This is a genomic window from Sphingopyxis sp. TUF1 (genome assembly GCF_036687315.1).
Lineage (GTDB): Bacteria > Pseudomonadota > Alphaproteobacteria > Sphingomonadales > Sphingomonadaceae > Sphingopyxis > Sphingopyxis kveilinensis.
Window position 1 is genome coordinate 1,626,120 of the sequence record NZ_CP144683.1, and the last position, 11,999, is coordinate 1,638,118.

Sequence of the window (11,999 nt, forward strand, 5' to 3'; positions counted from 1 at the left end):
TTTTTGCTTGCCAGTGGTGCGAAAAAGCCACGATGAGCGGCAGGCGGGCCGAAACAAGGGGAGCGGAAACAGCATGGATCAACCGCAGGCCGCACCGGGCGTGGGCGCGAGCGAAGCGCGCGACAAGACGCCGCGCACCGAACGCGGGCGGCGCACGCTGCGCAAGCTGCTCGACGCCGCCGCGGCCGAGTTCGGCGAGCGCGGTTTTCACGACGCGTCGATCAGCGCGATCACGCGCCGCGCCGGGACTGCGCTCGGCAGTTTTTACACCTATTTCGATTCGAAAGAGGAAATCTTTCAGGCGCTCGTCCGCTATATGAGCGAACAATTGCGCGACCATGTGACGCCGCTGGTGCAGGCCGCGCCCGACGAGATCGGCGCCGAACGCATCGGCCTCGAATCCTATCTGGGTTTCGTGCGCGAGCATAAGGAGATCTACCGCATCATCGACGAGGCCGAATTCGTCGACTACGCCAGCTATCGCCGCCATTATGAAACGACCGTCGAGCGCATCCGGCAGCGGCTGGAGGCGGGCGCGGCGCGCGGCGAAATCCGCGCCGACGTCGGCGAGATTCACGCCTGGGCGATCGGCGGCATGAATGTGTTTCTGGGGATGCGTTACGGCCTGTGGGACACCGACAGCGATATTTCCGAAATCGCGCGGATCGCGAATGATATGCTGGCGAACGGGCTGACGAAGCGAGAGTGAGGGGGCTGATGCCGGGCTACATCCCCAGAAAGTCGACTGGCCGTTAAGAGGTGGATTCCTGGCATTCCCTTATCGGCATCAATCGTTTCTGGACTTTGCAAGTTGTAATCCTCCCTGTCGCGCAGCGATGGGGAGGGGGACCGCCGCCGCAGGCGGTGGTGGAGGGGCCGCGACAGTAGCGCCATGGCCCCTCCGTCAGCGCTTCGCGCTGCCACCTCCCCATGGCTTCGCCACAGGGAGGATCAGTAGCAACAATTGTGCGCTAGCCGCCCCGCGCGATCAGGAAAATCGCGTGTTCGGCGCGCCAGCTTGCCGCCGCATCGCTGGTCGGCTTGTCGCCCGATAGATGCCAGACGCGTTCGACGCGGATGCCCTTGGCGCGCACGAGGTCGCGAAAGTCGGTGACCGTCACATGATGGATGTTGGGCGTTTCGTACCAGGCGACCGGCAGCAGCCGCGTCACCGGCATCCGGCCGTTCCACAGGAGCGCGAGCCGCACGCGCCAGTGCGCGAAATTGGGAAAGCTCACGAAGGCGCGCGGCGCGATGCGCAGCAGTTCATCGACGACGCGGTCGGGGCGCTCGGTCGTTTGCAGCGTCTGCGACAGGATCGCATAGTCGAAAGCATCGTCGGGATAGTCGGCCAGGTCGCGGTTCGCGTCGCCCTGCACCACCGATTGCCCGCGCGCGATCGCCGTGGTGACATTCGCTGCATCGATCTCGAGCCCGCGCGCGTCGACGCCCTTGTCCTGCAACGCGACCATCAGTTCGCCGTCGCCGCAGCCGACGTCGAGCACGCGCGTGCCCGCGGGAACGGCATCGGCGATGATCGCAAGGTCGGGGCGCAGCTTCATCGTCAGCCCTGCCTATACACGCCCGGGAAATGGCGCTGCATGAACGGCGCAGCATCGTCGATCGCGGTCCAGCCGAGCGACGAATAAAGCCCGTGCGCGTCACTGGTCGCGAGCATCCATCGGCGCAGCCCCTGAAGATCGGGGTGATCGTGGAGCGCCTTGACCATGCGCGCGGCGAGGCCCTGGCCGCGATGCGTTTCGAGCACATAGACATCGGCGAGATAGGCAAAGGTCGCGCGGTCGGTGACGACGCGGGCAAAGCCGACCTGATCGCCCGCCGATGCAAAGGCGCCGACGCACAAGGAACCGGCGATAGCGCGCTCGACGGTGGCGCGCGGAATATCGGCGGCCCAATAGCTGCGCGTCAGAAAGGCGTGGATTGCATCGAGCTGCATCGCCGCGGGGTCGAAGGACAGGTGGCAGACGTCCGTCATCGCGCGCCCGTTCGCAAGGCGCCCGCGACGATCCGGTCGAGCGCGGGGACGTCGAGGAGGAAGCTGTCGTGTCCGAAGGGCGCCGACAGTTCGACGAAGCTCGCCGCCGCGCCGACGCTTTGTAGCGCCTGGACGATGCGGCGCGATTCGGCGGTCGGGTAGAGCCAGTCGGTGTCGAAGCTGACGAGGGTGAAACGCACGTCCTTTGCCTTGGCGAACGCACCCGCCAGTCGTCCGTCGTGCGGCTCCGCAAGGTCGAAATAGTCCATCGCGCGCGTGATATAGAGATAGGCGTTGGCGTCGAAGCGGTCGGTGAAGGCCAGCCCCTGATGCCGCAGATAGGATTCGACCTGGAAATCAGCGTCGAAGCCGAAGCTCTTGATGTCGCGCGCCTGCAGGCGGCGGCCGAATTTTTCGGTCAGCCCCGCTTCGGACAAATAGGTGATGTGCGCCGCCATGCGCGCGACCGCGAGACCTTTGGTGGGCGCGCGCGCGCTGCCATAATATTGGCCGTCCTGCCAGTCGGGGTCGGCCATGATCGCCTGCCGTCCGACCTCATGAAACGCGATATTCTGCGCCGAATGGCGCGCCGCGCTGGCGATGACAATCGCCGAGCCGAGGCGTTCGGGATAGGCGGCGGCCCAGGCGAGCACCTGCATCCCGCCCATCGAGCCGCCGACCACCGCGTGCAACCGTTCGATGCCGAGGCGATCGAGCAGCATGGCCTGCGCGCGCACCATGTCGGCGATGGTGATGACGGGAAACGCCATGCCGAGCGGCGCGCCGGTCGTCGCATCGGGGCTCGCCGGACCGCTCGACCCCATGCAGCTGCCGAGCACATTGGCGCAGATGACGTGGAAACGATCGGTGTCGATCGGCTTGCCGGGCCCCACCATGCGCGCCCACCAGCCGGGCTTGCCCGTCGCCGGATGATCGCTCGCGACATATTGGTCGCCGGTGAGCGCGTGGCAGATCAGCACCGCGTTCGACTTGTCGGCATTGAGCGCGCCATAGCTTTGCCAGGCGATCGTCACCGAGGGGAGCCGCTGGCCGCTGTCGAGCGGCAGCGGCGCGTGAATCGTCACGCTCTGATGCTCGATTTCGTGTAGCCGGCTCGCCATGGTTCGCGCGGGGCTAAGCGGGTGCGACGGGGCTGTCAACGACGGGTAATGTCACGCTCTTCGTCATCCCGGACTTGATCCGGGATCCACAGCCGCGTTCGGCCTCATGGACCCCGGATCAAGTCCGGGGTGACGAGTTAGGAAAGCTCGCGTTCCTTTCGCCCACTGGACTCGCGCGGCTCAGCCGTTAAACGGCGCGGCATGACCGAACCGACGCAGACCCTCACTCCAAAGCCGTGGATCAGCGGTATCGCCCCCTATGTGCCCGGCAAGTCGGCCGGCGCCGACGGGCGCCCGCTCATCAAGCTGAGCGCGAACGAAAATCCGCTCGGCACGGGGGAGAAGGCGCGCGCAGCCTTTGCCGCGGCGCAGGGCGCGGCGGATGCGCTGTCGCGCTATCCCGATCCGGGGTCGGTCGAGCTGCGTACGACGATTGCCGCCAAATATGGCCTCGATGCCGACCGGGTGATCTGCGGCAACGGGTCCGACGAGCTGCTGCACCTCGCTGCCGGAGTCTACGCCGGCGCGGGCGACGAGATCCTCTACGTCCGCTATGGCTTTGCGGTTTATGAAATCGCCGCACGGCGGGTGGGTGCGGTGCCGATCGAGGCCGACGACCGCGACTTTGCGACCGACGTCGATGCGCTGCTCGCCGCGGTGACCGACAAGACGCGCGTCGTCTATCTGGCCAACCCGAACAACCCGACGGGGACGCTCGCGACGCGCGAGGAAGTGGCACGGCTTTACGCCGGGCTGCCCAAGTACGTGCTGTTCGTGATCGACCAGGCCTATGCCGAATATCTGGCGCCGGACGAGGACGATGGCGGGCTCGAGCTGGCGAAGACCCAGCCCAATGTTTTTGTGACGCGCACCTTCTCCAAGATCCACGGGCTCGCCGCCGAGCGCATCGGCTGGGGCTATGCGAGTGCCGAGGTGATTTCGGCGCTGCACCGTATCCGCCTGCCGTTCAATGTCACCCGTGCGGGACAGGCTGCAGCGGTCGCGGCGCTCGGCGACGACGCGTTTGTGAACCACAGCCGCGAGCATAATGCGACGTGGCGCGCGTGGCTGGCGCAGGAGCTGGAGAATCTTGGCAATCATGGCGTGCGCGTCATCCCGTCCGCGACCAACTTCCTGCTCGTGCTGTTCGAAGGCGCGGTGAGCGCCGAGACGGTGTACAACCGGCTGATGGACGCGGGTTATATCGTCCGCTGGCTGCCGGGACAGGGAATTCCGCAGGCTTTGCGTATGACGATCGGCACCGAAGACGAAACGCGCGGTCTGGCGGCGGCGGTCCGCGCCGCGCTTGCCGGCTGATGGCGTTAGAACGCGTCGCGATCGTCGGGCTGGGCCTGATCGGCTCGTCGATCGCGCGCGCGGTGAAGGCGCGGCTGCCCGGCATCGCGGTGACGGGCTATGACGCCAGCGATGCGGTGCGCGATGAAGCGCGGACGCTGGGGCTGGGCGATATGATTGCGGACGATCCGGCCGCAGCGGTGGCGGATGCCGATCTTGTCGTGCTCGCGGTCCCTGTCGGGCGGATGGCCGATGCCGCGGCCGCCATTCGGCCGGGGCTGATACCGCGAGCGATCATCTCCGACGTCGGATCGTCGAAGGCGGGGGTCGCCGCGGCGCTTGCCAAGACCTTGCCCGATCATGTCGTCATTCCGGCGCATCCCGTTGCAGGGACCGAAAACAGCGGGCCTGCCGCGGGCTTTGCGACGCTGTTCGAGGGACGCTGGTGCATCGTCACCCCGCCCGTGGATGCACCGCAAGACGCCGTCGCGGCGGTGACGTCCTTCTGGCAGGCGCTGGGCGCGCGGGTCGAGACGATGGATGCGGCGCATCACGACATGGTGCTCGCGGTGACGAGCCACCTGCCGCATTTGATCGCCTATACGATCGTCGGCACCGCGAGCGAACTGGAGGAGGTGACCGAGAGCGAGGTCATCAAATATTCGGCGGGCGGTTTTCGCGACTTCACGCGCATCGCGGCGAGCGACCCGGTGATGTGGCGCGATGTGTTTCTGGCCAACAAGGACGCCGTGCTCGCGACGCTTCAGCGCTTCAACGAGGATCTGACCGTGCTGCAACAGGCGATCCGCCGCGGCGACGGCGCGCGGCTGGAGGACTGGTTCACGCGCACGCGCGCGATCCGGCGGTCGATCATCGCCGAGGGGCAGGATGATGCCGCGCCCGATTTCGGGCGGAAGCATTAAGACCGGTCGAGATTTGGTCCCTGACGGCCTGCAAATGCCGACTTTTCGCGCTTCCGGTGCTCACGTGCAGAAAGCACGCTGCGCTCCGGTTCCCGAAAAATCGACATTTTCGGCTCGTCAGAAACCAAATCTCGACCGGTCTTGTGACCGTCAGTGTGGCGTCGCGTTTTGTAACGCCGCAGGCGGGTTCAGCGCGTTGATCGCGGCGCGCACGCGCGCTTCGGCCTCCTCGCGCGGCAAGCCGGGGGGGATGGTTTCGCCGATGCGATAGGTGATCGTGCCCGGCCATTTGACCCAGCGCCGCGGCGGATAGGCGATGCCGCTGTCGACCGCGACGGGAATGACGGGAACGCCGAGCAGGCGGTACATGCCTGCGAAGCCGGGGCGCAGCGGCGGCGCCGCGCCATGCGGAACGCGCGTGCCCTCGGCAAAGAGGACGAGCGGGCGGCCGTTCGCGAGCGCAGCCTTGGCGGCGCCGAGCATTGCACGCATCGCCTTGCCGCCGCCGTCGCGGTCGACGGGGATCAGGCCATAGAAGCGCGCCGCCTGCCCCCAGACAGGGATCGAAAACAGCTCTTCCTTGGCGAAGACGGCGGGATGGCGGAACAGCATTGGCTGTTCGATCGTCTCGAACGCGCTTTCGTGCTTGAAGACATAAAGCACCGGCGTGTCGGGCATCGCGCCCTCGACGACGATCCGCTGACCGAGCACGAAGCGGCAGATCAGCCGGTGGAAGCGCGCCCAAAGGCGCACGAACCCGATCGTCGCGCGGTGCGATATGGGGAGCGCAATCACCGCGCCGATCGACGCGACACTGCTCATCAGGACGAACAGCAGCCAGAAGAGGATCGAGCGGAGGAGGGCGATCGTGTAGCGCATTGGCGCCGCTCTTAAAGCCCGAGCAGGCCGCCCGCCAGCCCTGCCAGATATTTATGATATTCGCGAAACAGCGTCGCGAGACCCGGCTGGCTGCGCACCGCGTCGGGAACGATCGTCACATCCTTGCCCACCGCGCGGCCGATTTCATATTCGGCGCGGCGCATGTGCCAGTCGGTCGTGACGAGCCGGATGCTCCTGTAATCGCGCCGCTTGGCCCAGGCCGCAACCTCGGTCGCGTTCGAGCGCGTGTCTTCGGCCTCGAACCCCAGCGCGATGCAGCAATCGAACAGGTCCGTCGGGCGGCCATATTCGGCGGCAAGTTCGCGCGGCTTGACCTCGCGCGCGACGCCGCTGATCAGCAGGCGCTTGGCATCGCCCGCCTCGAGCCGTTCGAGCGCGCGGTCGATGCGTCCGGGGCCGCCGGTGACGACGACGATGGCGTCGGTCTTTTGCGGTGGCGCGGGCAGCGGCAGCAGCAGCGCGAACCAGGCGAAACCCAGCACCCACGCAAGGAACAGCAGCGAGATCAGGCGCTTGATCATAACATCTTCTTGAGCGCGGCGAGCAGCGTCTGGCGCGCCGTCAGGGCAGCGAGCGCGATACCCAATAGCGGCAGCGCCAGCAAGAGCGCCCACCCGGCGGACCCAAGCGATGCGGTCGCGGCGAGCCCCGCGGTTACCCCCGACCATTGCCAGCCGATCAGCAGCAGGATCGCGGCGGCGACGAGGCTGCCGAGCGCGATGCCATAGGCGGTGTCGATCGCGATCCGGCGCTGGAACAGCCGCGCGATCTGCCGGTCGGTTGCGCCGATCAGGTGCAGCATCTCGATCGTCGCAAAATGGGTGCCGAGCGCGGCGCGCGCGGTCATGATCACCACCGCGGCGCTGGCGAGCGCCATCAGCAGCACGAGTCCGCCCGCGATCCAGGCGAACGAGCGGATCAGCCGCGCGACGGGGCCGAGCCATTCGGCGTGCGGAATGATCCGCGCGCCCGGCGCCTCGCGCGCGACCAGCGTTTCGAGCGACCGCATCGCGCTCGCGCGGTTGCCGCCGGCGAAATCGATGTCGACGAGGGCAGGAAGAGGCAGCGAGGCCAGCACCGGGTCGTCGCCCTCGGCGCTGCCGAACCATTGGCCGAGCATCGCCTGCAATTCCTCGCGCTCGACCGCGCGCGCAGTGCGGACGAAGGGCGCGGCGCTCGCGGCGCGGCGGAGCGCCGCGGCCTGCTGGGCGCGCGTCACCGGATTGGCGGTGACGATCTGGACGGTGACGCGGCCCGCGATCGCATCGCCGATCGCGTTGGCCGATCGCGCCAGCCCGACCCCCGCGGCGGCGGCGAGCAGGGTCAGCATCATCAGGATCGCGATGATCCACGGTGTCGGCCCCGACAGACGGCGGTCGGGGAGCAGGCGGCGGTGCTGGACGGGAACGCGCGGGATGATCATGCGAGGGTCACGCCCTGTTCGCCGGCGGATAGCGCAGCGCGCCGGTGGGGTCGGACAGGCGCCCTTTTTCGAGCCGCATCATCTGGGCATTTTCGATGCGGCTGATCAGGTGGATGTCGTGCGTCGCGACGACGACGGTGGTGCCAAGGCGATTAAGCGCCTCGAACAGCCCCAAAAGGCGCATCGCCATGTCGGGATCGACGTTGCCCGTCGGTTCGTCGGCGACGAGCAGTTGCGGGCGCGCGATCACCGCGCGCGCGATCGCGACGCGTTGCTGCTCGCCGCCCGACAGCGTCGGCGGAAAGGCCTCGGCGCGTTCGCCCAGCCCGATCCAGCTCAGCATCTCGCCGACCGGGCCGGCCAGATCCTCCTCGCCCACCCCCGCGATGCGCAGCGGCAGCGCGATATTATCGCGCGCCGACAAATGCGGGATCAGGCGGAAATCCTGAAACACGACGCCGATGCGGCGGCGAAAGCCCGGCAGGCGGTGGCGCGGCATCGCGACGAGATCCTCGCCGAACAGGCGGACGATGCCGCGGCTCGGCCGCTGCGCGAGATAGAGCATCTTCAGCAGCGATGTCTTGCCCGCGCCCGACGGTCCGGTGAGGAAATAGAAGCTGCCGGGTTGCAGGTTGAAGCTGATGTCGGACAGGATTTCGGCGTCGGGACCATAGCGGAGGCCGACGCCGCTGAATTCGACCATCGCGCCGCCCGGCCGCATCGGCGCCGCGTCGGTCATGGCGTCACCCATGGGCGCAAGCAGGCCCGCACAGGCTCAGGGAACAGGGGCGCTGGTCCGCTCATCCCGCTGCCTCTCGCACGGCTCTTGCCCAAGGACAAGCCGCGAGTGAACGCGGCGCTTGCAACGCCGCGAATCAGCGTGTTTAGAGAGGGTCATGATCCTCGCCTGTCCGTCCTGTCACACGCGCTATGTCGTTCCCGATACCGCCATCGGACCCGCGGGCCGTACGGTGCGCTGCGCCAATTGCCGCCACAGCTGGTTTCAGGAACCCGCCGCCGCACCGCCGCCGGCCGGCGCCATCGTTCCGCCGGGCGTCGCCGCCGAACCCGCGCCCGAGCCGAAACCGGCGCCGACCCCGGCCCCCGCCGCTACCTATTCCGATTTCCCCGAACCCGATCCGGTGCCGCCGCCGCCGGCCTTTGCCGCCGAGGCGCCACCGCGTCCCGCGCCGCGCCCGGCCCCTCTGGCCGACGATGCGCCGCTGCCGTTCCGCCGCCCGCGCCGCAACCCGGCGAAGCGCTGGACGATCATCGCCGCGAGCGCCGCGGCGCTGATGCTCGCGGCAACGGGCGCGCTCGCCTGGTTCGGGCTGCCCGGCTGGGCGGAAGGGCTGGGCCTGCCCGGCGGCACTGCCGAACCCGATCTGGTGATCGAATTGCCGCCCAATCAGGATCACCGCGAACTCGCCGACGGCACCATCTATTTCGCCGCGTCGGGGGTGATCATCAACCCGACCGATCGCGAACAGCGCGTGCCGCCGATCCTTGCCGAATTGCGCGATGCGCAGGGCACCATCGTCTACAGCTGGACGATCAAGCCGCCGGTGCGGATGCTGCCGCCGAATGAAAAGGTCAATTTCAGCGAGGCAAAGCTCGACATTCCGCGCCGCGCGACGCAGCTGACGGTCAGCTGGGCGTTACCGAAAACCTAAAACTCGTCATTGCGAACGGAGCGAACAATCTCCAGCTGTCGTCCTGCACGGTCGATGGCTGCGGATTGCTTCGTCGCCTCACTCCTCGCAATGACGAGGTAAATGGAAACAATTGCTTGTCCTGACGTCACGCCGTCATAACAGCAGTGCCGCGCCGAGCGACAGGACGAAGCTGGTCAGCGTCGCGACAATGATCGGCGCAAAACTCTGCCACCCCTGATCGAGCAGCAGGTGCAGCCGCGCCTTCATCGCGGTCGCGACGATCGCGAGCAGCAGCAGCGCCTGCGCGCCCGTCGTCGCGCCATCCTGCACCGGCCGAGGGATCGCGACCAGCGAGTTGACCGCGACCACGGCGAGGAAGCCGAGGATGAACCACGGCAAACGCAGCGGGATGCGCGAAGTGCTGCCCGCCTCGCCCATACGACCGAGCCATAGCGCGACGAGCATCAGCATCGGCGCGAGCAGCGCGACGCGCGTCAGCTTGACGATCGTCGCGACCTCGCCTGCTTGCGGAGAGAAAGAAAAGCCGCCACCGATCGCCTGCGCGACGTCGTGGATCGACGCGCCGATCAGGAAGCCCGCCTGCGCGTCGGTCAGCCCGAGCTGCGCCGCGAGCACGGGATAAAGCGTCATCGCGAGCGCGCTGGCGACGGTGATGCCGACCAATGTCAGGGTGAAGCGCGCCTGATCGACGCGCCGGTCGCCGATCAGCGACCAGAGCGCGAGCGCCGCCGACGCCCCGCAGATCGCCGTCGCGCCGCCTGCGAGCAGCGCGGCGTGACGATCCTGCGCAAAGAGGCGCGCGCTGAGGACGGTGACAAGGATCACCGCGAGCATGATGAGGGCGAGCAGCAGGAAGGGCAGCGGTCCCAGTTCGGCGAGCTGGACCGCGGTGATACGCGCGCCGACGAGCACGATGCCGATGCGCAGCGCGGTTTGCGACATCAGGTCGAGCCCGGCGTGCGTGCGCGCATCCTGCGACAGAAAGGACAGCGCGAGTCCGATGAGCAGGCCCATCAGCACGATCGGCGCGGCATAATGGTCGGCGAGCCACGCCGCGGCGAGCGCGGCGATGGCGGTGACAAGAACGCCGGGCACGAAATCGCGCCAGCGCCGCCGCGCGGGCGGGTTCGCCTCGAGCTGCATCTCGCCATACAGGTCGGCGGCCATCGGCCATTGTTGATCGGCTGTTCTCACCGTCACTCCCTTGTTCCCCCCGCGCGCGTTCCGCTTGGCATATCCGCGCGATCCGGTCGATAGGCCATTGCTGGCGCGGCGCAGCCTTGCTAGAGGCCGCGCTCTATCAGCACCCGTAGCTCAGCTGGATAGAGCGCTGCCCTCCGAAGGCAGAGGCCAGGGGTTCGAATCCCTTCGGGTGCGCCAGATAGTGGTAAGCGGCTGCAAAGGCCGCGACTGCGCGGGGGACGGGCGCCGGATGTACGACCTCTTGGCCGGTCTGTCGGTGATCGAAGCCTCCTCCTTTGTCGCCTCGCCGACCGCCGGGCTTTACTGTGCGCAAATGGGTGCCGAGGTGATCCGTGTCGACCAGATCGGCGGTGGTCCCGATTTCCGGCGCTGGCCGGTGACGGCGAACAATGACTCGCTCTATTGGGAAAATCTCAATCGCGCGAAAAAGTCGGTCGCGCTCGACCTTGGCCGGGCGGAGGGGCGCGAGCTTTTGCAGGCGCTGGTGCGCGCCACGGGGCAGTTCGTCACCAATTTTCCCGCGGGCGGCTTCCTCTCGCACGATACGCTCGCCGAGGGTCGCGTCGACCTCATCACCGTGCGCGTGATGGGCTGGTCCAATGGCTCGCCCGCGCTCGACTATACGGTGAACAATGCGGTCGGCTATCCGATGCTGACCGGCGCGGGCCCCAATCCGGTAAACCATGTGCTGCCCGCGTGGGACTTGCTCACCGGCGCCTATGCGGCGTTCGCGCTGCTCGCGGCGATCCAGCGGCGGAGCGTCACCGGCGAAGGCGGTGAGGTCCGCATTCCGCTGTCCGACGTCGCGATCGGCACGGTTGCCAATCTGGGCGGGGTGGCCGAGATGCTTTACACGGGCGAAAACCGGCCGCGGCTCGGCAATGCGGTTTACGGCCTGTTCGGGCGCGATTTCGTGACGCGCGACGGACGGCGGACGATGATCGTCGTCGTGACGCCGCGGCAATGGGCGAATCTGGTCGCCGCGCTAGACCTTGGTGAGGCAATTGCAGCGGTCGAGGCGTTGTGCGGGGTCTCCTTTGCAACCGACGATGGGCTTCGTTTCACGCACCGCGACGCGCTGTATCCGCTGTTCGAGTCGGCGATCGCTGCGCGCGACCATGCCGACCTTGCCGCTGCTTTCGATGCGGGCGGGATCGTCCATTCGCCCTATCGGACGATGTATGAGGCGGTGCAGGACCCGGCGCTCGTTGCCGATAATCCGATCTTTGGCGCGGCCGACAACCCCAGCGGCTTTGCCTATCCCGCCGCCGGCGCCTTTGCGACCTTGCCCCACGCGACACGCCAGCCGCCCGCCAGCGCGCCGCGCAATGGCGAACATAGCGAAGATGTGCTGGCATCGCGCCTTTCGCTTTCCTCGGGCGAGATCGCCCGTCTGATCGACGCCGGAATTGTCGGTGTGGCCTGATTACCCGCCCCTTCGTGATCCCCCGCGAAGGCGGG

Annotated in this window: 13 protein-coding genes and 1 tRNA gene; 6 read left to right on the top strand and 8 right to left on the bottom strand. The window is 67.5% G+C overall.

Features of this window, described 5'->3' with window-relative positions; translation table 11 throughout:
• The first annotated feature begins 73 nt into the window (after positions 1-73).
• Positions 74-709: a TetR/AcrR family transcriptional regulator gene (locus tag VSX77_RS07815; RefSeq protein ID WP_338427077.1), complete on the top strand. Its 636-nt coding sequence runs from the start codon at positions 74-76 to the stop codon at positions 707-709.
• A gap of 262 nt (positions 710-971) precedes the next feature.
• On the opposite strand, the gene metW is transcribed toward VSX77_RS07815, so the two are convergent.
• From metW to metX, 3 genes are read right to left on the bottom strand one after another with little or no spacing between them, the layout of a single operon-like run.
• The gene (metW, locus tag VSX77_RS07820) at positions 972-1,562 is read right to left on the bottom strand and encodes a methionine biosynthesis protein MetW (RefSeq protein ID WP_338427078.1); all 591 of its coding nucleotides are present in this window, start codon (positions 1,560-1,562) and stop codon (positions 972-974) included.
• Between the two features lie 2 nt (positions 1,563-1,564).
• Entirely contained in the window at positions 1,565-1,996 is a 432-nt protein-coding gene (locus VSX77_RS07825; RefSeq protein WP_338427079.1) for a GNAT family N-acetyltransferase, read from the bottom strand.
• A complete protein-coding gene (gene metX, locus VSX77_RS07830; RefSeq protein WP_338427080.1) occupies positions 1,993-3,117 on the bottom strand; it encodes a homoserine O-acetyltransferase MetX in 1,125 nt (374 codons plus the stop codon). The genes VSX77_RS07825 and metX overlap by 4 nt, the downstream gene beginning before the upstream one ends.
• A gap of 201 nt (positions 3,118-3,318) precedes the next feature.
• On the opposite strand from metX, the gene hisC reads away from it, so the two are divergent.
• Positions 3,319-4,434: a histidinol-phosphate transaminase gene (gene hisC, locus VSX77_RS07835; RefSeq protein ID WP_338427081.1), complete on the top strand. Its 1,116-nt coding sequence runs from the start codon at positions 3,319-3,321 to the stop codon at positions 4,432-4,434.
• On the top strand, positions 4,434-5,336 hold the full coding sequence (locus VSX77_RS07840) for a prephenate/arogenate dehydrogenase family protein (protein WP_338427082.1): 903 nt from the start codon (positions 4,434-4,436) through the stop codon (positions 5,334-5,336). The genes hisC and VSX77_RS07840 overlap by 1 nt, the downstream gene beginning before the upstream one ends.
• 150 nt (positions 5,337-5,486) lie before the next feature.
• Here VSX77_RS07840 and VSX77_RS07845 read toward each other — a convergent pair whose 3' ends face one another.
• Genes VSX77_RS07845 through ftsE form a run of 4 tightly spaced genes read right to left on the bottom strand, consistent with a single transcriptional unit; the run spans position 5,487 to position 8,398 of the window.
• Positions 5,487-6,215, bottom strand: coding sequence for a lysophospholipid acyltransferase family protein (locus tag VSX77_RS07845; RefSeq protein ID WP_338427083.1), 729 nt, complete (start codon positions 6,213-6,215; stop codon positions 5,487-5,489).
• Positions 6,216-6,226: 11 nt separating this feature from the next.
• Entirely contained in the window at positions 6,227-6,757 is a 531-nt protein-coding gene (locus VSX77_RS07850) for a YdcF family protein (RefSeq protein ID WP_338427084.1), read from the bottom strand.
• A complete protein-coding gene (locus tag VSX77_RS07855) occupies positions 6,754-7,659 on the bottom strand; it encodes a cell division protein FtsX (protein WP_338427085.1) in 906 nt (301 codons plus the stop codon). Before VSX77_RS07855 ends, VSX77_RS07850 begins: the two co-directional genes overlap by 4 nt.
• Positions 7,660-7,666: 7 nt before the next feature.
• Positions 7,667-8,398, bottom strand: coding sequence for a cell division ATP-binding protein FtsE (gene ftsE / locus VSX77_RS07860; RefSeq protein ID WP_338427086.1), 732 nt, complete (start codon positions 8,396-8,398; stop codon positions 7,667-7,669).
• A gap of 157 nt (positions 8,399-8,555) precedes the next feature.
• On the opposite strand from ftsE, the gene VSX77_RS07865 reads away from it, so the two are divergent.
• A complete protein-coding gene (locus VSX77_RS07865; RefSeq protein ID WP_338427087.1) occupies positions 8,556-9,332 on the top strand; it encodes a zinc-ribbon domain-containing protein in 777 nt (258 codons plus the stop codon).
• A 135-nt stretch (positions 9,333-9,467) separates the two neighbouring features.
• Here the strand turns inward: VSX77_RS07865 and VSX77_RS07870 are convergent, their stop codons facing one another.
• Complete coding sequence (locus VSX77_RS07870) at positions 9,468-10,502, bottom strand: YeiH family protein (protein WP_422397312.1); 1,035 nt, start codon at positions 10,500-10,502, stop codon at positions 9,468-9,470.
• A 136-nt stretch (positions 10,503-10,638) separates the two neighbouring features.
• Here VSX77_RS07870 and VSX77_RS07875 point away from each other — a divergent pair.
• Positions 10,639-10,715, top strand: a tRNA-Arg gene (locus tag VSX77_RS07875).
• A gap of 52 nt (positions 10,716-10,767) precedes the next feature.
• Entirely contained in the window at positions 10,768-11,964 is a 1,197-nt protein-coding gene (locus VSX77_RS07880; protein WP_338427089.1) for a CoA transferase, read from the top strand.
• Positions 11,965-11,999: the final 35 nt, after the last annotated feature.